Origin of the sequence: Antrihabitans stalagmiti (genome assembly GCF_016482825.1) — a bacterium.
GTDB lineage: Bacteria > Actinomycetota > Actinomycetes > Mycobacteriales > Mycobacteriaceae > Antrihabitans > Antrihabitans stalagmiti.
Genome location: NZ_JAEMNV010000002.1, coordinates 876,389 through 895,287, shown reverse-complemented (window position 1 = coordinate 895,287; position 18,899 = coordinate 876,389). Strand labels below are relative to the sequence as shown.

Sequence of the window (18,899 nt, the reverse complement as noted above, 5' to 3'; positions counted from 1 at the left end):
GCAGCAACTGAACCCGTACAGGGGAAAGGAAGTTACGTGCTAGACGTCAACTTCTTCGATGAACTCCGGATCGGCCTTGCTACCGCTGACGATATTCGTCAGTGGTCGTTCGGTGAGGTCAAGAAGCCGGAGACCATCAACTACCGCACGCTCAAGCCAGAGAAGGACGGCTTGTTCTGCGAGAAGATCTTCGGTCCCACAAGGGACTGGGAATGCTACTGCGGCAAGTACAAGCGCGTGCGCTTCAAGGGCATCATCTGTGAGCGCTGCGGCGTCGAGGTGACCCGTGCGAAGGTTCGCCGCGAACGGATGGGCCATATCGAGCTCGCCGCTCCGGTCACGCACATCTGGTACTTCAAGGGTGTGCCGTCGCGGTTGGGCTACCTGCTCGACCTCGCGCCGAAGGATCTGGAAAAGATCATCTACTTCGCCGCGTACGTCATCACGGCCGTCGACGACGAGCTGCGCCACAACGAGCTCTCCACTCTCGAAGCCGAGATGGAGGTCGAGAAGAAGGCTGTCGGCGATCAGCGCGATGCCGATCTGGAGGCTCGTGCGCAGAAGCTCGAAGCCGATCTCGCCGAACTCGAAGCAGAGGGCGCGAAGTCCGATGTTCGTCGCAAGGTGAAGGACGGCGGCGAGCGCGAAATGCGTCAGCTGCGCGACCGTTCACAGCGCGAGCTGGATCGTCTCGACGAGATCTGGAGCACCTTCGTCAAGCTGTCTCCGAAGCAGCTCATCGTCGACGAAGTTCTCTACCGTGAGCTGATCGACCGCTACGGCGAGTACTTCACCGGCGCGATGGGCGCGGAGTCCATCCAGAAGCTGATGCAGAACTTCGACATCCACGCCGAAGCGGAGATCCTCAGGGAGACCATCCGTAGCGGCAAGGGCCAGAAGAAGCTGCGTGCGCTCAAGCGTCTGAAGGTCGTTGCGGCCTTCCAGATGTCGGGCAACTCGCCGATGGGCATGGTTCTCGACGCTGTCCCGGTGATCCCGCCGGAGCTACGTCCGATGGTTCAGCTCGACGGTGGCCGTTTCGCGACGTCCGACCTCAACGATCTGTACCGCCGCGTGATCAACCGCAACAACCGCCTCAAGCGACTGATCGATCTCGGTGCTCCCGAGATCATCGTCAACAACGAGAAGCGGATGTTGCAGGAGTCCGTCGACGCACTGTTCGACAACGGTCGTCGTGGACGTCCGGTCACCGGTCCGGGTAACCGCCCGCTGAAGTCCCTGAGCGATCTGCTCAAGGGCAAGCAGGGTCGATTCCGTCAGAACCTGCTCGGTAAGCGCGTCGACTACTCGGGTCGTTCCGTGATCGTCGTCGGTCCTCAGCTGAAGCTGCACCAGTGTGGTCTGCCGAAGCTGATGGCACTCGAGCTGTTCAAGCCGTTCGTGATGAAGCGACTGGTCGATCTCAACCACGCGCAGAACATCAAGTCGGCAAAGCGCATGGTCGAGCGTCAGCGTTCGCAGGTGTGGGATGTCCTCGAAGAGGTCATCGCCGAGCACCCTGTGCTGCTGAACCGCGCACCTACGCTGCACCGCTTGGGTATTCAGGCATTCGAGCCACAGTTGGTCGAAGGCAAGGCAATTCAGCTGCACCCGCTCGTCTGTGAGGCGTTCAACGCCGACTTCGACGGTGACCAGATGGCCGTGCACCTTCCGCTGTCCGCCGAGGCTCAGGCCGAGGCGCGCATCCTGATGCTGTCGTCGAACAACATCCTCTCGCCGGCATCGGGTCGTCCGTTGGCCATGCCGCGTCTGGACATGGTGACGGGTCTGTACCACCTGACCCGTCTGCAGGACGACGCGGTCGGTTCGTACACCGCGGCAGGCACCGACCTGCCGGAGACGGGTGCGTACTCCTCGCCCGCCGAGGCACAGATGGCCGTCGATCGTGGCGCGCTGTCGGTTCGAGCGGCCATCAAGGTCCGCCTGACCCAGCAGCGTCCGTCCCGCGAAATCGAGGACAAGCTGTTCCCCGAGGGCTGGCGACGCGGCGACGCGTGGACGGCGGAAACGACGCTCGGACGTGTGCTCTTCAACGAGCTGCTTCCGGCCGACTACCCGTTCGTCAACGAGCAGATGCCGAAGAAGCGTCAGGCGACGATCATCAACGATCTCGCCGAGCGCTACCCGATGATCGTGGTTGCGCAGACCGTCGACAAGCTCAAGGACGCCGGTTTCTACTGGGCCACACGTTCGGGTGTCACGATCTCGATGTCCGACGTTCTGGTTCCGCCGGAGAAGCCGGCCATCATGGAGGCGTTCGAGGCGCAGGCCGATCAGATCGAGCGCAAGTACCAGCGTGGTGCTCTCAACCACACGGAGCGCAACAGCGCGTTGGTCAAGATCTGGACCGAGGCGACCGACGAGGTCGGTAAGGCCATGGAGGCGCACTACCCCGACGACAACCCGATCCCGATCATCGTGAAGTCCGGCGCTGCCGGCAACATGACTCAGGTTCGGTCGCTGGCGGGCATGAAGGGTCTGGTGACGAACCCGAAGGGTGAGTTCATCCCGCGTCCGATCAAGTCTTCCTTCAAGGAAGGCCTGACCGTTCTCGAGTACTTCATCAATACCCACGGTGCTCGTAAGGGTCTGGCCGACACCGCGCTTCGTACCGCGGACTCGGGTTACCTGACCCGTCGTCTGGTCGACGTGTCGCAGGACGTCATCGTGCGCGAGCACGACTGTGGCACCGAGCGTGGCATCACGACGCACATCGCCGAGAAGCAGGCCGACGGTTCACTGGTTCGCGACGCACATGTCGAGACCAGCACCTACGCCCGTACGTTGGCCGCGAATGCGGTCGACGCGGCAGGCAACGTTGTCGTCGAGCGTGGCGCCGATCTCGGCGATCCCGCGATCGACGCGCTCCTGGCAGCCGGTATCACCCAGGTGAAGGTGCGCTCCGTGCTCACCTGCACCACGGGCACGGGCGTCTGCGCAACGTGTTACGGCCGCTCGATGGCAACAGGCAAGCTCGTCGACATCGGCGAAGCGGTCGGCATCGTCGCCGCTCAGTCGATCGGTGAGCCCGGTACCCAGCTGACCATGCGTACCTTCCACCAGGGTGGTGTGGCCGGCGAGGACATCACGGGCGGTCTGCCTCGTGTGCAGGAGCTCTTCGAAGCTCGTGTGCCGAAGGGCAAGGCTCCGATTGCCGATGTGTCCGGACGGGTCCGCCTCGAGGACGACGATCGCTTCTACAAGATCACCATCATCCCGGATGACGGTGGCGAGGAAGTTGTCTACGACAAGCTCTCGAAGCGGCAACGTCTGCGTGTCTTCAAGCACGACGACGGCTCCGAGCGTCTGCTCTCGGACGGCGACCATGTCGAGGTCGGCCAGCAGTTGCTGGAAGGCTCGGCGGATCCGCACGAGGTCCTGCGTGTCATGGGACCCCGCCAGGTGCAGATCCACCTCGTCAACGAGGTCCAGGAGGTGTACCGGAGCCAGGGTGTGTCGATCCACGACAAGCACATCGAGGTGATCGTTCGCCAGATGCTGCGTCGCGTGACGATCATCGATTCGGGTGCCACCGAGTTCCTGCCTGGTTCGCTCACCGAGCGTGCCGAGTTCGAGGCGAGCAACCGTCGCGTCGTTGCCGAGGGTGCTGAGCCCGCGGCAGGTCGTCCGGTGCTGATGGGTATCACGAAGGCGTCGCTCGCGACGGATTCGTGGCTCTCGGCAGCGTCGTTCCAGGAGACCACTCGTGTGCTCACCGATGCGGCGATCAACTGCCGCAGCGACAAGCTGATCGGTCTGAAGGAAAACGTGATCATCGGCAAGCTGATTCCTGCCGGTACCGGTATCAACCGTTACCGCAACATCCAGGTTCAGCCGACCGAAGAGGCACGTGCGGCCGCGTACGCGGTGCCGTCCTACGACGACCAGTACTACTCGCCCGAGGGCTTCGGCTCCGGAACGGGTGCTGCGGTTCCGTTGGACGACTACGGCTTCAGCAACGATTTCCGCTAGGCGGCTTCGCCGCTTGTGAGTCTTTTTGGAGGTTAGGGCCTCCGAAAAGACTCACGAGCGAAGCCAAGCAAAAGCCCCCCAATCCCGAAGGGACTGGGGGGCTTTCGCCTTGGCTTGCCTACCTTTCGCTATCCAGCGACGCGAATTGTGCTGCTGCGTAACGTTCGCCCGCCACTGCGTCGGCAGGGACGGCCTTGTCGATCTCGGCGAGTTCGGTTGTCGAAAGTTCCACAGTGAGTGCGGCTTTCGACTCCTCCCAGCGAGCGCGCGAGCGTGCACCGAGGACAGGGACGATGTCCTCACCCTGAGCGAGGACCCACGCGATGGCTAGTTGCGCGACGCTGACGCCGTGGCGTTCGGCCAGTGCGGCCAAGGTCTCGACCAGTTTCAGGTTTCGGTCGAGATTGTCGCCCTGGAACCGGGGGCTATGTGCACGAAAGTCGTGTGCGCCGAACGTCTTTCCTGAACGCACTGCATCGCTCAGCAGTCCGCGCGACAGAACGCCGTATGCGGTGATGCCGATGCCGAGCTCGCGGGTTGTCACCAGGATTCGATTCTCGATGCTACGAGAAACGATCGAGTATTCGATCTGCAGATCCGCGATCGGTGCGGTCGCTGCGGCCCGGCGAATCGTCTCGGGCCCGACCTCCGAGAGTCCGATGTGCCTCACGTAGCCTGCGTCGACAAGTTCGGCGATCGCACCGACGGTGTCTTCGATCGGCACGGTCGGATCCAGGCGGGCTGGGCGGTAGATGTCGATGTGATCGACGCCCAACCGCTGCAGCGAGTAGGTGACGAAGTTCTTCGTCGCTTCGGGACGAGCGTCGAAACCGTTCCATGATCCATCCGGCCCACGCAGCGCGCCGAATTTGACGCTCAGCAGGTAGTCCTCGCGAGGTCGATCGGCGAGCGCTTTCCCGATCAGCGCTTCGTTGTGGCCGGATCCGTAGAAGTCGCCGGTGTCGACGAGGTTGGCGCCCGAGTCGAGGGCGGCGTGAATGGTTGCTGTCGATTCGGCGTCGTCGGCAGGTCCGTACGATCCGGACATTCCCATGGCGCCGAGTCCGATACGGCCGACGGTCGGACCGGTGTTCCCGAGTGGAACAGTGGCGATGGCTGCTTCGTTCGATGTCTGTGTGGTCGTCATGGTTCCACCATCGTCCGGTTCCGTCGCCGTCGGCAGAGACGGTCTATCGGGGGATCGGCGATCCCTGGCAGGGCTCGGGGGTCTGTAGGACAGTGGAATGATGGACAGACCCGAGCTAGCCGACTTCCTGCGTCGACGCCGCGAACAGTTGGTACCGTCCGACGTCGGTCTGCCGCCGGGTGTTCGACGCCGGACCCCTGGGTTGCGTCGCGACGAGGTTGCCTCGCTTGCCGGTATGTCGACCGACTACTACACCCGCCTCGAGCAGGCACGTGGACCGCACCCGTCGTTGCAGGTGCTCGGCGCGCTGGCCCGGGCGCTGCGTCTGACCGACGACGAGCGTGATCATCTGTACTTTCTGGTTGGATATTCGGCGCCGGTGCGGGGAGCTGGCGACAAGCACATCGGGCCGGGGATGTTGAACATTCTGGCGAAGCTGGACGACGTACCTGCCGCTGTGGTCTCGGATCTCAGCGAAATCCTCGTGCAGAACCCGATGCACGTTGTGCTTTTCGGCGACGCCAGGGCGTACGGAGGCCTCGAGCGCTACCACTTCTGGCGCTACTTCATGAACCCAGGGGGTCGCGGTATGCTTCCGCAAGAGGACTGGGATTACCTGAGCCGCAGGAACGTTGCGGATCTCCGTGCCACATCGGCGCGTCGTTCGGGCGACGAAGACGTCGTCGAATTGGTCGGCAGCTTGCGTTCGGCAAGTGCGGAATTCGAGAGTCTGTGGACCGAACACGAAGTCTCCGTACGTGTTTCCGACGTCAAGCGGATCCAGCACCGCGAGGTGGGACTCGTGGAAGTGATCTGCGAGAAGCTGCTGACACCCAACGCCGCGCAGCAGTTGCTGGTCTATTCACCTCGACCCGGCACCGATGCACGCGACAAGCTCGACCTTCTTCGTGTCGTCGGTACGCAGTCGATGAGCGTTACTCTGGAATGACTACCGACGGAGGAGCTCACCATGCCAGGTAAAGGTATCGACCGGAACCAGACGCGCTCCGCTCTGGAGACGATCAAGGACAGCCCGACCATCACCCTGATCGCTCTGTCCCCGGCGATCGTCTTGTTCGCACTCGTCTGGTGGATCGGTGGTCTGGGCTGGGCCGTCCTCGCGTTGATCGCGCTCGGCGTGCTCGGTGTCGTCGGAGTGAAATACCTCCGCTAGGCGGCGTGGGCTAGTTCCCGATGCGCTCACCCGTCACCGGGTGGAACAGGTGCACGACGCCGCCTTCGTTGACGCGCATGGTGACCGATTCGGCTAGCTTCGCCGGTGCGCGCCCGCCTGAGCGTGCGACGAAGGTGACGGGTTGACCGTCCAGTCCGGTGATCGGTGAACCCGAGTTGCGTGCGTAGACGTAGGACTCGCTACCCAGTTCCTCGACCAGTTCGACCGTCACGTCGAAACCTTCTCCGTCGCGGCGCAATTCGAGCTGCTCAGGTCGCAACCCGACGGTGACGGCGTCGAGTCCGCTGGAGGCAAGAAGATTCAGCGATTCGCGGGGGAGTTCCATTGTGCTGCCTGCGATGTCGACGCCACCGCTGACGATGCGAGCGTTGAACAGGTTCATCGCAGGCGAACCGATGAATCCTGCGACGAACGCGTTCGCAGGCCGATCGTAGAGTTCGGTCGGCGAGCTGAACTGCTGCAGCTTGCCGAACTTGAGCACTGCGACTCGGTCGCCCATCGTCATGGCTTCGACCTGGTCGTGGGTCACGTAGACGGTCGTCGTTCCGAGTCGCCGTTGCAGTGCGGCGATCTGAGTACGGGTCTGCACGCGCAGTTTGGCGTCGAGGTTGCTGAGCGGCTCGTCCATGCAGAAGACCTGTGGTTCGCGAACGATGGCGCGCCCCATGGCAACTCGCTGTCGCTGGCCGCCGGACAACTTGCCTGGCTTGCGGTCGAGGTATTCGGTGAGGTCGAGAACCTTTGCTGCTTCGGCGACGCGCCGCTTGCGTTCGTCGGCGTCGACGCCGCGCATCTTCAGCGCGAAGCCCATGTTCTCCCCGACGGTCTTGTTGGGGTAGAGCGCGTAGTTCTGGAACACCATCGCGATGTCGCGGTCTTTGGACGGAACGCCGACCATGTCCTTGCCGTTGATCGTGATGTTGCCGTCGTCGATCTCTTCGAGGCCTGCCAGCATCCGTAGTGCGGTGCTTTTGCCCGAGCCGGAAGGTCCGACCAGGACGACGAATTCGCCGTCTTCGATTTCGAGGTCGAGGGAGTCGACGGCGAGCTTGTCGGCGCCGGAGTAGATGCAGGACGCTTTCTGGTACGAGATCTCAGCCATGATGGTTGCTCCTAGTGTGCATACGAAAGATTTTGGGGGAGTGCGTTACTACCTGAATTGCCCTACTTGATGGCACCGAACGACAGGCCGCGAACCAGCTTGTTCTGGGCGAACCAGCCTGCGAGCACGACCGGCAGCGCGGTCAGTACGGCGGCCGCCGACAGTTGCGCCCAGTAGAGGCCCTGCCCGGTGATGAAGCCGACGAGGAACACCGGAATCGTCTGAGCCTGAACAGCTGTCAGGTTCACCGCGAAGAAGAATTCGTTCCAGGAGAAGATGACGCAGATCAGGGCCGTGGCGGCGATACCGGGGGACACCAGCGGCAGAATCACTTCGCGGACCGCGCGCCAGAGGCTGGCGCCGTCCATACTTGCTGCCTCGAGCAGTTCGCTGGGAACTTCGAGGAAGAACGATCGCATCATCCAGACGGCGATGGGCAGATTCATTGCCGTGTAGAGGATTACGAGTGTCCAGATGTTGTCGAGCATGCCGATGTCGCCGACGATCACGTACAGCGGGATGATGGCTGCGACAACGGGAAGCATCTTCGTGCTGATGAAGAAGAACAGTGCGTCCTTCGTGCCTTTGACCGGTCGCAGCGAGAGTGCGAATGCGGCCGGGACACCGAGCAGCAGCACCAGCAACGTCGAGATGCCTGTTGCGAAAGCCGAGTTCATCAGGGTCGTGCCGATGCCGCTGGACAGCACCGCGCGGAATTGCTCGAGCGTCGGGGTGAAGATGATCGACGGCGGATCGGTGTACGCGTCGCTCTCCTTCTTGAACGCGGTGAGCACCATCCAGAGGACCGGGAAGAAGAACCCGATTCCGACGATCCACGCGACGACAGACCAAATCGAGTCGCGACTCCACCGCCGCTTCTGCTTTGCCTTCTTGGCGATCGCCGCGGTGTTCGCGGCGGTGTCGGCAGCCGATTTGTTCAGGACGGTACTCATCAGGCTGCCTCCTCGGCTCCGGTGAAGCTCTTGAAGATCAGGCGCAGCGCCAACGTCGAGATGATGATGGTGGCAACGACTGTCACGACACCCATCGCTGCGGCCTGGCCGATGTCGAAGCCGAGGAAAGCGCGTTGGTAGATGTAGTACGGCAGGTTGGAGCTCGCGACGCCCGGTCCGCCCGACGTCATCATGTAGACGGCGTCGAAGGTGTTGACGAGGTACACAGCTCCGAGAACGGCGCCGAGTTCGATGAAGCGTCGCAGGTGCGGCAGCGTCAGTTCGCGGAAGAGGGCGAACGAACTGGCACCGTCGACGCGGGCCGCCTCCATGATGTCGCGTGGCATCGATTGCAGCCCTGCGAGAATCAGCAGCATCATAAACGGCGTCCACTGCCAGACGAGGTCGGCCATGACCGAGGCCAGCGGATACTTGCTGATCCAGTCGACCTGTCCGACGCCGAACGGCTTCAGGACGAAGTTGATCAGTCCGTAGACCGGATCGAGCATCGTCGTCTTCCAGATCAGCGCTGCCGCAACGGGTGTGACGAGGAAAGGCGTGATCAACAGCGTCCGCACGATGCCCCGACCGAAGAACTGGCGGTCGAGCAACAGGGCAAGCAGCAGACCCAGGATCACCGAGATGATGACCGTACCGACGATCATGATCACCGTGTTGAGGGCGACCTCACGAAATTGGCTATCCTTGAATACATCGACGTAGTTGTTGAGCCAGTTGAACTTTCGTGAACCTGGTCGGACGAGGTTCCAGGACTGGGTCGAATAGTAGAGCGTGACGAGAAACGGGATCTGCGTGATGACGACCATAAATATCAGCGCGGGCAGCAGTGGTCCACGCAGGCGCCACTTCTCGGCACGGGTGATGTGATCGCGCTTCGACCTCAGTTTCGGCGCGGGTTCGGCTTCGGGCGCGGTAGCGGCCGCCACTTCTGTTGTTGCCCTTGACATGGCTACTGCGCCTCCTGATAGGTCTTGCCGACGACCTCGGCATACTGCTGTGCTTGTTCGAGTGCGTCCTCGACGCTGATGCGTCCGGCTACGGCTGCACTGATCTGCTGACTGACCCGTGTTCCCAGATCTTGGAATTCAGGGATCGTGAGGAACTGGACTCCGGTGTAGGGCACGGGCTGCACGGTCGGACGTTCTGGATCCGCCTTTTCCATCGCCGAGAGAGTCGGCGGTCCGTATGCCGCAGCGGCTTCCTTGTACTCGGGAATCTCGTAGGTCGACAGCCGACTGCCTGGCGGTACTCGCTCCCAGCCGAGCTGTTCGCCGACGTTGCGCAGATACTCTTTGCTGGTCATCCACGCCACGAACTTCCAAGCCTCGTCGGGCCTTTCGCTCGTCTTGGGAATGCCGAGCGACCAGGAGTACAGCCAACCGTTGTCGCTCTTTGCCGCCGATGGTGCCGGCGCGTAGCCGATCTTCCCGACAACCTTGCTCGACGACGGGTCCTCGAGCACCGAGACCGCGGCGGTGGAGTCGTACCACATCGCGGTATTGCCCTGCGAGAGCTGAGTCGCGCATTCGCTGAAGCCGCTCGTCGCGGCGCCGGGCTGACCGTAGTCGCGCACCGTGTCCACGTAGAAGTTCACTGCGCGAACAACTTCCGGACTGGTCAGCTGTGCGTTCCAGTTCTCGTCGAACCAGCGTCCGCCGAAGGCGTTGATGACGGTGTCGAGCGGTGCGAGTACCTCGCCCCAGCCGGGCTTGCCGCGGAGGCAGATGCCGGAGAGGTTGCCTGGATCGTTCAACTTCGCGGCGTAACCGGCCACTTCCTCCCAGGTCGGCTCGGCGGGCATCGTCAGTCCGGCCTGTTCGAAAAGGTCCTTGCGGTACATCAGGAACGACGATTCACCGTAGAACGGGACCGAGTACATGCTGCCCTCGTACGACAGTGACTTCTTCAGGGATGGAATGAAGTCGTCTTCGTCGTAGCCGGGTGTCTGCTTCGCGTAGTCGGAAAGATTGGTGAGCCAACCGTTCTCGGCCCACTGCGGAGTTTCGTAGTTGCTGATCATCACGACGTCGAACTCACCGCCGCCGGTCGCGACGGACGCGGTGATCTTGGCGCGCGCTTCGTTCTCCGACAGGGACACGAACTTGAGCTTGATGCCTGGGTTGTCGCGCTCGAACTCGTCGGACAGCTTGATGGCGTCCTGCATCTGCGAGTTCGAGATGATCGCAACCGTGACCGTGTCACCGCCGCCGCCTGTGAAGGAACCGGCGCCTGCGCAGCCTGCAACGGTGATCGCGGTGATCATCGCGAGCGCTGTTGCGACCAACTTCGATCGGGGTTTCATGTTGCCGATTCCTCCTTTTGTTCCAAAAGCCACTGTGCGCAATTGATGTCGGTGACGAGGATCTTCGCCATGCCGCCGGCAAGCGCTCCGAAAATTGCCTCGTGCTTCAGTTCGCCTCCGGAAACGAGTAACGATGCGCGGCAGTCGCGGATCGCTTCGAGCGGTACCGAGACGGTGCGCGCGGGAAGTGGACCGTCGACGATGCTGCCGTCGAGGCGATAGAAGCGGCCGCCGATTTCCCCGACCGCGCCATGCGTGCGGAGTTCGTCGAGGATCGCGGTATCGATGTAGCTACCTTCGAAAAGTGTGGTCGAGGTCGACACCGGACCGACGCCGAACATCATCACCTCGGCTTTGCGGCCGAGACTCAGAGCGCGCCCCATGATCGAATCCTGTTCCAGCGCAGTCACTGTGGCTGGATCGGCGTAGAGGGGCGCATGGAGTCGGACGGGGGTCGCCTGCAACTGTGTCGCGCATCGTCCGAGCGTGTAGTCGACTCCGGTCTGATAGTCGATCGACGTCATCGAGCCGTCGAGTTGAACGACGTTGGCGCACTTCGTCGTTTTGGTGCGTAGCGCTTGAGCGACCGCGACTGTCTCCGGGCCCCAGGTGAATCCGAGGGTGTCGTCGGCTTGCAGGCGGCGGCCGAGGACTGCGGCCGCGGACCGGCCGAGCGGTTGGTAGCCGGTCACGGAACCGTCGGGCACATCGCCGATCACAACGGCCTCGGTGAGACCGAACAGGCGTTCCAGGTCTCGTTCGATGTCGGTGTGTACGGCTGACCGGAGATCGTCGGGGACGCTGATCTCGATCCGTACCAAACCTTGGGCTCGTGCCCGTGCGATGAGGCGACCGGCGGTCGGCCTCGAAACGCCGAGCTTCGCGGCGATGTCCGCCTGCGTCGCACCTTCGAGGTGATAGAGCGTCGCCGCTCGCAGGGCCAGTCGGACGTCGTCGGATGCGCCCGGGCGCACTGGATCCGTTGTCACACGCACTCCTCGTCGAGTTTCGCGTTCGCGGTGAGCAAATGCTCAGGTCGTGAACGCTTGCTCTCGTACGCTAACATCAGAATGTGACGTACACAACACTCTCTCCGCCGGAGTCGCCGCCGAGAACGATGCGTGCAAGCGTGCTGATGGCGCCCGGCGTCATCGAGCTTCAGGAGCGCCCGACGCCACGGCCCGCGCGTGACGAGGTACTGGTCAGAGTCAGTTCTGTGGGTGTCTGCGGATCCGACGCGCACTACTTCCGGCACGGCCGAATCGGCGAGTACGTCGTCGAATCGCCCCTGATACTCGGTCACGAGGCAGCAGGCAGGATCGTCGCGGTTGGTTCCGAGGTCGATGGCGAGCGGATCGGTCAGCGTGTCTCGATCGAGCCACAGCACCCCGATCCGACCTCCGAGGAGTCGCGGTCAGGCCGGTACAACCTGTGTCCACACATGAAGTTCTACGCAACCCCGCCGGTCGACGGTGCGCTGTGCGAGTTCGTCACGATTCAGTCGTCGTTTGCACATCGAATTCCGGACTCGATCAGCGACGACGCGGCGGCTCTGTTCGAACCCCTTTCGGTGGGAATCGCCGCTGTCCGTAAGGCGGGTGTCGTCGCAGGCGCGCACGTTTTGATTGCAGGGGCCGGGCCGGTCGGGTTGGTGACGCTGCAGGTAGTCAGAGCTTTCGGAGCGACGCGAGTTGTCGTTTCCGACCCCGATCCGAGTCGGCGAACGGCCGCGACACGGTTCGGCGCACACGAGGTCCTCGATCCGCTCACCGCTGATGTTCGCGCGCTGCGGGTCGACGCCTTCATCGACGCATCGGGTGCCCCGCGAGCCGTCGTCGACGGCATGCATGCCGTGCGTCCGGCTGGGACCGTCGTGCTCGTCGGAATGGGCGCCGACGAGCTGTCGATGCCGGTGTCGTTGCTGCAAACCCGAGAGTTGGTCCTCACCGGTGTGTTTCGATATGCCAACACCTGGCCGACGGCCCGTGAACTCGTGGAGGCGGGGTCCGTCGATCTGGACTCGATGGTCACGCACAGATTCACCCTCGATCAGGTCGCCGACGCGCTCGCCGCTGACCGGATCGAAGGCAGTATCAAAGCAGTCGTCGATGTAGCAGGGAGGTAGCAATGGCCGCGGTGGTCGATCGAAAGTCGGGTTCGGTGCGACTCGACGCAAAGTCGGTCGCGCAGTTCGCCGATTCGGTGTCGGTGCCGACCTACGACCGGTCCGAGATCACGGTCGGCATAGTGCATTTCGGCGTCGGTGGTTTCCATCGTGCACACCAGGCGATGTACGTCGATGCGCTGCTCGAACGCGGCGGCGCTCGGGACTGGGGCATCTGCGGGGTCGGTGTACTCCCGTCGGATCGAACTATGCGCGACGTGCTGGCCGCGCAGGACTGCCTCTACACGCTGGCGGTGACTGCTCCCGACGGTTCGTGGACGGCGCGCGTGATCGGGTCGATCGTCGAATACCTCTATGCTCCGGACGATCCGGAGAAGGTGATCGCGACGATGGCGAACGAGGCGACCCGCATCGTCTCCTTGACCATCACTGAAGGCGGCTACAACTTCTCGGCGACGACGGGCGAGTTCGACGCGGACAATCCGGCGATCGTTGCCGACCTGGTGCCGAATGCCGTCCCTGCAACAACTTTCGGCTACGTCATCGAGGCGCTCGCTCGCCGTCGGGCGCGCGGTCTCCCTCCGTTCACGATCATGTCCTGCGACAACATCGAGGGCAACGGCCACATCGCGCGGTCGACGTTCACGGCGTTCGCACGGCTGCGAGACCCCGATCTCGCAGACTGGATCGAGACCGAGGGCGCGTTTCCGAACTCGATGGTCGACCGCATCACGCCGGCGACGACGGCTGCGACGACCGCGGAAGTCGCAGAGCGGTATGGCATCGACGATGCCTGGCCGGTGGCTACCGAACCGTTCACCCAATGGGTGCTCGAAGACTCCTTCACACTGGGTCGCCCCGACTTCGACAGTGTCGGTGTGCAACTCGTCGACGATGTCGCGCCGTACGAGTTGATGAAACTCAGGTTGCTCAACGCCAGCCATCAGTCCATGTGCTACTTCGGCTATCTGAGTGGCTACCGACTTGTGCACGAGGTCGCCCAGGATCCGCTCTTCGCGCGATTCCTGTTGCGGTACATGGACAACGAGGCGACGCCGACATTGCGGCCCGTACCCGGCGTCGATCTCGACGAATACAAGCACACCCTGATCGAGCGCTTCTCCAATGCGTCCGTGCGCGACACCGTCGCCCGGCTGTGTGCCGAATCGTCCGACCGGATTCCGAAGTGGCTGCTGCCGGTCATCAGGCACCAGCTCGAGACCGGTGGCGAGATCACCTGCGCGGCAGCGGTTGTGGCAAGTTGGGCACGATATGCGGAGGGCGTGGACGAGCAAGGTGAACCGATCACCATCGTCGACCAATTGCGCGATCGACTGATGCCGCTCGCCGCATCGCAACACGAGGACCCCACGGCATTCCTCACCGATCGGGCGGTGTTCGGCGACCTGATCGATGAGCCAAGGTTCGTCGAGGCATATCTGGCCGGCCTCGACTCGCTGCACACAATCGGTGCGCGAGCGACGGTGGCACAGCTAGCCGAGTAGCGGCGAACCGTCGGTCAGCTCGCGGACCGACGAGTACCGATCCCTGATCTCGGGCGTCGCGACACCCTCGTACACGGTCGCCGTCGCGTGCGTCCAGCTCGGCGGTTCCGCGTCGCCGGACAGTGCCCACGCAGCTTGTCGCGCAGCGCCATCGGCGACGTATTCGCCCGGTTCTGGAACGGCGACGGGAACACCGAAAATCGTTGGCGCGAGTTCACAAATCGCTCGAGAGCGCGCGCCGCCGCCGACCAGCAGCACGCGGTCGGTCCGCACCCCCAGGTGCCGCAGTCGATCGATGCCGTCTGCCAGCCCGCACAACAGTCCTTCCACCGCGGCCCTGGCGAGATGGCCTGGAGTCGAATTATGTTGTCGTAGTCCGTGTATCGCGCCGGTTGCGGCAGGACGATTGGGGGTTCGCTCACCTTCGAGAAAAGGAACCAGCACCAAGCCTTCGCTCGCCGAGGACAACGCCAGCTCTGCCAAACGAGCATGGTCTACGCCGAGCAGCTTTGCCATCGCGTCGAGCACCGGCGCACCGTTGAGCGTGCACAGCAGTGGCAGTTGTCGTCCAGTTGCGTCGGCGAACGCGGCGACCTCACCCGAGGCATCGTTCGGTGTCACCGTCGAGACGGCGGACACCACACCGGACGTTCCGATCGATACGACGACGTCGCCGTCGCGGGCATCGAGGGCGAGAGCTGCCGCGGCGTTGTCGCCGGTCCCCGGCCCGAGTGCCGCGCCCTTCGACGACGCCCGGCCGACCACCTCCGACGGACCCGCGACCCGAGGTAGCAGTGGTTCGCGTCCGCGCAGAGCGAGACTCAGCAGATCGGTTCGGTAGGCGTTCGTCGCGGCCGAGAAGTAGCCGGTGCCGCTCGCGTCGCCGCGGTCGGTCGTCAACGTGTCCAGACCCGTAGCGCCCGAGAGCTGCCAGGTCAGCCAGTCGTGCGGCAGGCAGACCGCTGCGGTCCGGTCGGCGGCGTCGGGTTCGTTGTCGGCGAGCCAGCGCAGTTTGGCGGCCGTGATCGCGGCGACTGGAACCACCCCGACCGCGTCGGTCCAGGCCTGCGCGCCACCGAGGTCATCGATGAGGTCTGTTGCCGAGGAGGCCGAGCGGGTGTCGTTCCACAGCAGTGCGGGCCGGACGACGGAGCCCTCGGCGTCGAGGCAGATCATGCCGTGTTGTTGCGCTCCGACAGAGATGGCGTCGACGTCGTCGAGGCCGCCCGCGTCGGCGACAGCCTCGGCCATTGCGTCCGCCCAGTGCTGTGGGTCGACCTCGGTGCCGGGCGGGTGTTTGGCCCGTCCAGAGCGCACGAGGGCGCCGGTCTCGGCGTCGCGGACGACGACCTTGCACGACTGTGTGGACGAATCGATACCGGCGACGAGAGTCACCCCACGAGCGTAGGCGGCTCCGCCGCTCGTGAGTCTTTTCGGAGGTCAGAACCTGAAGAAAAGACTCACGAGGCGCGGAGCGCCCTATCTTGGAATATGAAACGCAACCAGCTCGGCGAGGCCGGTATCGAGCTGGTCCCACGGCAGATCGAATTCCAGGATCGCCAGCGCAGAGGTGGGGAACTTCTTGCTGACCTGCTCGGCGGGCGGCGAACTGCGATTCGAGGCCAGTTCCCATGTGGTGTACGGCATGCCGGGCGCATGGCCGAGGATCAGCAGCGTCGAAACAGCGTCGTCGACACCGTGCACAAGATCGATCAGTTGATGCGGCGATGCGCCGTAGATCGTCTCGTCGAAGCGGGTCGGGGCGTCTAGCTTGGTCGCGATCAACGTCTCCCGAGTGCGCAGCGATGTCGAGCACAGGATCCCGTCGACGGGCGGTTGATGCTCTCGCAACCAGTCGCCGGCAAGTGCGGCTTCGCGTTGCCCACGAGGTGCGAGGGGACGCTCGTGATCTCCGATCCCGGTCGGATATGCGGACTTGCCGTGCCGCATGAGGATCAGTACTCGCCGTGTCATACGAACACGGTATGCGCCCGATACTCGTGCGGCACACTTGAGGAGACAATGTTCAAACTATGGTCACCCTGACCTACTCGACGATTGATTGCACGACGAGGATCGACACATGGCCTACGTGATCACCCAGCGGTGCTGCAACGATGCGAGCTGCATCTCCGAATGCCCTGTCGACTGCATTCGGCCGACACCGGAGCAACGAGAATTCGACGGCACCGAGATGCTCTACATCGACCCCGACACGTGCATCGACTGCGGCGCCTGCGTCGACGCCTGCCCGGTCGACGCGATCTTCTCCGAAGACGAGTTGTCGGCGTCGCTAGCGCGATTCAAGGATGTCAACGCCGCCTGGTTCGAGCGGCATCCGCTGGAGCCGGACGTCTCGCCTCTCGTCATCCCGGTTCGTCCGCCGAAATCTCTCGGCACGCTGCGGGTCGCGGTTGTGGGTGCGGGTCCGGCTGCGTGTTACGCCGCCGAGAATCTACTGATGCGCGCCGACGTCGAGATCGAAATGCTCGAAAAGCTGCCGACCCCATGGGGTCTGGTTCGTGCTGGTGTCGCGCCGGACCATCCTGGCACCAAGGGTGTCAGCGCGATGTTCGAGTCGGCGTTCAAGCGCGAGACGTTTCAGTATCACCTCAACGTCGAGGTCGGCAAGCACATCAGCCACGACGAGTTGCTCGAGCATCATCACGCCGTGGTCTACGGCGTCGGCGCGTCCAGCGACCGGCGGCTCGACATCCCAGGTGAGGACCTGCAAGGTTGCCACGCCGCAACGGAATTCGTCGCCTGGTACAACGGCCATCCCGATTATGCCGACCACACCTTCGACCTGTCTGGCGAGCGTGCCGTCATCGTCGGCAATGGCAACGTCGCCCTCGATGTCGCTCGTGTCCTGACGCTCAGCGTCGACGACCTCGCCAAGACCGATATCGCCGACCATGCACTGGAAGCGTTACGGCACAGCAATATTCGTGAAGTTGTGTTGCTCGGCCGCCGTGGACCCGCGCAGGCCGCCTACACCTCGTCGGAGTTTCTCGCGCTCGCGTACCTGAAGGACATCGACATCGTGATCGACGAAAGCGATGTGGTGCTGGACGCGGCGAGCCAGGCGATCGTGGACGATCCCGAAACCGAACCGCCGATCAAGCTGAAGGTGCAACTTGCCGGCGAATATGCGAGCAAGCCCGTCGATCCAGGTCGCAAGCGAATTGTGTTCCGCTACCTGGTATCTCCCGTCGAAGTTCTCGGCACCGACCGAGTCGAGGGCATCCGCGTCGTCGAGAACGAACTCGACGCCGACCTCGCCGCTGTAGCGACGGACCGGACGGAGACGATCGATACTTCGCTCGTCATCCGATCGATCGGCTACAAAGGGCTGCCGATCGATTCGTTGCCGTTCGACGACCGCCGTGGTGTCGTGCCCAACGACAAAGGCAGGGTGCTCGGTGACGACGGAGCTCCGGTGCCCGGTGTCTACGTCACGGGCTGGATCAAGCGTGGCGCACGCGGGATCATCGGCTCCAACAAGACCGACGCCGAACAGACGGTCGCCCAGATCTTGGCCGACTTCGAGGCCGGCGCACTGGCGAAGCCGGCGAAAGATCGTGCGGCACTGCAGAAGCTGCTTTCGAGTCGGCAGTCGGACGTGGTCGACCGCGCCGGTTGGCGTGCCATCGATCAGGCAGAGCGGCAGCGAGGCAAGTCAGCCGGACGGCCGCGGGTCAAGTTCACCTCGGTTGCCGACATGATCGACGTCGCCAAAAAGGGCTGACGTCAGTCCGTGCTGTCCGTAAGGGGCGCGACCCGCGCGACAGCACGGACGTCGTTGTCGACGACGTACCAAAGTTTGAGTGTCGGCGTCCCGGTGCGCCCGTCGCCGCCTTCGAGGCGAGCCCGGATCGATACCGATTCACGCGGGAAGATCGGCGCGATGTACTCCAGCACGGCGCGATGCGGAACGGCGACCAGTTTCGGCAGGTCGAGCAGACGCTCTTCGATGGCGTGCCAGTACGCCGCGTTGTTGAGGTGATTGAACTGGTCGATGTCGGTCGCGCGTAGCCAGAACGCGGTGTCGCGCTCCGACTCCGGAGGAGGCGGTTCGGCGAGCCACGGCCGCCAGCGCAACCTGTGCTGGTCGGTTGTCTGAGCCAGATAGCCGAGGCCTTCGTCGCTGATGCGTGTGGGCAGACCGGTCTTCTCGCTGATGTTGATCCAGAAACCCTCGGACTCGATAAGGCCGCCGCCGGAACTGTTGATGCTGACCCGCATGTTCGTCCATCGGGTCGACATACCCGAGCACCATCGCCGCAGCTCGACGACGTCCGGCCAGACAACGGGTCGAAGCACGTCGACGACGGTGCGACGAACGACCCAGAACGGGTCCGTCGATGCGAAAAAGGTGGACTGCAGGTTCTCCCAGGCGATGTCTTGCAGGTATCGCGCCGCGCCATCGAGTCGGAGCCGGTTGTCGGGATCGACGTCGGCTGCGCGCACTGGCCATGACGAGGTGAATCCCAACCCGTCAGGCGGTGGCGGGGCTAGCGGCTGGTCGAGTGACACTGGTCGGCTCCTCGTGATCC

At 63.4% G+C, this 18,899-nt stretch carries 15 protein-coding genes; 6 read left to right on the top strand and 9 right to left on the bottom strand.

Annotation, left to right across the window (positions count from 1 at the left end; genetic code table 11):
- Window positions 1-36 precede the first annotated feature (36 nt).
- Window positions 37-3,993 (top strand): DNA-directed RNA polymerase subunit beta', encoded by a 3,957-nt coding sequence (locus tag JGU71_RS08215; RefSeq protein ID WP_199703505.1) that lies wholly within the window; start codon window positions 37-39, stop codon window positions 3,991-3,993.
- A gap of 118 nt (window positions 3,994-4,111) precedes the next feature.
- On the opposite strand, the gene JGU71_RS08210 is transcribed toward JGU71_RS08215, so the two are convergent.
- A complete protein-coding gene (locus tag JGU71_RS08210; RefSeq protein ID WP_199703504.1) occupies window positions 4,112-5,140 on the bottom strand; it encodes an aldo/keto reductase in 1,029 nt (342 codons plus the stop codon).
- Between the two features lie 100 nt (window positions 5,141-5,240).
- Between JGU71_RS08210 and JGU71_RS08205 the strand changes: the two genes are divergently transcribed.
- Both JGU71_RS08205 and JGU71_RS08200 read left to right on the top strand, forming a co-directional pair.
- A complete protein-coding gene (locus tag JGU71_RS08205) occupies window positions 5,241-6,089 on the top strand; it encodes a helix-turn-helix transcriptional regulator (RefSeq protein WP_199703650.1) in 849 nt (282 codons plus the stop codon).
- Between the two features lie 21 nt (window positions 6,090-6,110).
- A complete protein-coding gene (locus tag JGU71_RS08200) occupies window positions 6,111-6,314 on the top strand; it encodes a hypothetical protein (protein ID WP_199703503.1) in 204 nt (67 codons plus the stop codon).
- Window positions 6,315-6,324: 10 nt separating this feature from the next.
- Here JGU71_RS08200 and JGU71_RS08195 read toward each other — a convergent pair whose 3' ends face one another.
- The 5 genes from JGU71_RS08195 to JGU71_RS08175 form a co-directional block, all read right to left on the bottom strand.
- Complete coding sequence (locus JGU71_RS08195; protein WP_199703502.1) at window positions 6,325-7,437, bottom strand: ABC transporter ATP-binding protein; 1,113 nt, start codon at window positions 7,435-7,437, stop codon at window positions 6,325-6,327.
- A gap of 62 nt (window positions 7,438-7,499) precedes the next feature.
- Complete coding sequence (locus tag JGU71_RS08190; protein WP_199703501.1) at window positions 7,500-8,390, bottom strand: carbohydrate ABC transporter permease; 891 nt, start codon at window positions 8,388-8,390, stop codon at window positions 7,500-7,502.
- Complete coding sequence (locus JGU71_RS08185; RefSeq protein WP_199703500.1) at window positions 8,390-9,358, bottom strand: carbohydrate ABC transporter permease; 969 nt, start codon at window positions 9,356-9,358, stop codon at window positions 8,390-8,392. The genes JGU71_RS08190 and JGU71_RS08185 overlap by 1 nt, the downstream gene beginning before the upstream one ends.
- 2 nt (window positions 9,359-9,360) lie before the next feature.
- Entirely contained in the window at window positions 9,361-10,713 is a 1,353-nt protein-coding gene (locus tag JGU71_RS08180) for an ABC transporter substrate-binding protein (protein ID WP_199703499.1), read from the bottom strand.
- Window positions 10,710-11,702 carry a sugar-binding transcriptional regulator gene (locus JGU71_RS08175; RefSeq protein ID WP_199703498.1) on the bottom strand — a complete coding sequence of 331 codons (993 nt, stop codon included), beginning with the start codon at window positions 11,700-11,702 and terminating at the stop codon, window positions 10,710-10,712. Before JGU71_RS08175 ends, JGU71_RS08180 begins: the two co-directional genes overlap by 4 nt.
- A gap of 128 nt (window positions 11,703-11,830) precedes the next feature.
- Here JGU71_RS08175 and JGU71_RS08170 point away from each other — a divergent pair, with 128 nt between their 5' ends.
- A complete protein-coding gene (locus JGU71_RS08170) occupies window positions 11,831-12,838 on the top strand; it encodes an NAD(P)-dependent alcohol dehydrogenase (protein ID WP_199703649.1) in 1,008 nt (335 codons plus the stop codon).
- 2 nt (window positions 12,839-12,840) lie between these two features.
- Window positions 12,841-14,343 (top strand): mannitol dehydrogenase family protein, encoded by a 1,503-nt coding sequence (locus JGU71_RS08165; protein ID WP_233528829.1) that lies wholly within the window; start codon window positions 12,841-12,843, stop codon window positions 14,341-14,343.
- On the opposite strand, the gene xylB is transcribed toward JGU71_RS08165, so the two are convergent.
- Window positions 14,332-15,738: a xylulokinase gene (gene xylB, locus JGU71_RS08160; protein WP_199703497.1), complete on the bottom strand. Its 1,407-nt coding sequence runs from the start codon at window positions 15,736-15,738 to the stop codon at window positions 14,332-14,334. The genes JGU71_RS08165 and xylB overlap by 12 nt on opposite strands.
- 84 nt (window positions 15,739-15,822) lie before the next feature.
- Window positions 15,823-16,317: a SixA phosphatase family protein gene (locus tag JGU71_RS08155; protein ID WP_199703496.1), complete on the bottom strand. Its 495-nt coding sequence runs from the start codon at window positions 16,315-16,317 to the stop codon at window positions 15,823-15,825.
- A gap of 109 nt (window positions 16,318-16,426) precedes the next feature.
- Between JGU71_RS08155 and JGU71_RS08150 the strand changes: the two genes are divergently transcribed.
- Window positions 16,427-18,091 carry an FAD-dependent oxidoreductase gene (locus JGU71_RS08150; RefSeq protein WP_199703495.1) on the top strand — a complete coding sequence of 555 codons (1,665 nt, stop codon included), beginning with the start codon at window positions 16,427-16,429 and terminating at the stop codon, window positions 18,089-18,091.
- Between the two features lie 2 nt (window positions 18,092-18,093).
- On the opposite strand, the gene JGU71_RS08145 is transcribed toward JGU71_RS08150, so the two are convergent.
- Complete coding sequence (locus JGU71_RS08145) at window positions 18,094-18,879, bottom strand: acyl-[acyl-carrier-protein] thioesterase (protein ID WP_199703494.1); 786 nt, start codon at window positions 18,877-18,879, stop codon at window positions 18,094-18,096.
- Between the last annotated feature and the right edge of the window lie 20 nt (window positions 18,880-18,899).

Bases quoted from the DNA above. Each gene is read 5' to 3' on its own strand.
- JGU71_RS08210 (WP_199703504.1), bottom strand. From the start codon at position 5,140: ATGACGACCACACAGACATCGAACGAAGCAGCCATCGCCACTGTTCCA.
- JGU71_RS08205 (WP_199703650.1), top strand. From the start codon at position 5,241: ATGGACAGACCCGAGCTAGCCGACTTCCTGCGTCGACGCCGCGAACAG.
- JGU71_RS08200 (WP_199703503.1), top strand. From the start codon at position 6,111: ATGCCAGGTAAAGGTATCGACCGGAACCAGACGCGCTCCGCTCTGGAG.
- JGU71_RS08195 (WP_199703502.1), bottom strand. From the start codon at position 7,437: ATGGCTGAGATCTCGTACCAGAAAGCGTCCTGCATCTACTCCGGCGCC.
- JGU71_RS08190 (WP_199703501.1), bottom strand. From the start codon at position 8,390: ATGAGTACCGTCCTGAACAAATCGGCTGCCGACACCGCCGCGAACACC.
- JGU71_RS08185 (WP_199703500.1), bottom strand. From the start codon at position 9,358: ATGTCAAGGGCAACAACAGAAGTGGCGGCCGCTACCGCGCCCGAAGCC.
- JGU71_RS08180 (WP_199703499.1), bottom strand. From the start codon at position 10,713: ATGAAACCCCGATCGAAGTTGGTCGCAACAGCGCTCGCGATGATCACC.
- JGU71_RS08170 (WP_199703649.1), top strand. From the start codon at position 11,831: ATGCGTGCAAGCGTGCTGATGGCGCCCGGCGTCATCGAGCTTCAGGAG.
- JGU71_RS08165 (WP_233528829.1), top strand. From the start codon at position 12,841: ATGGCCGCGGTGGTCGATCGAAAGTCGGGTTCGGTGCGACTCGACGCA.
- JGU71_RS08155 (WP_199703496.1), bottom strand. From the start codon at position 16,317: ATGACACGGCGAGTACTGATCCTCATGCGGCACGGCAAGTCCGCATAT.
- JGU71_RS08150 (WP_199703495.1), top strand. From the start codon at position 16,427: ATGGCCTACGTGATCACCCAGCGGTGCTGCAACGATGCGAGCTGCATC.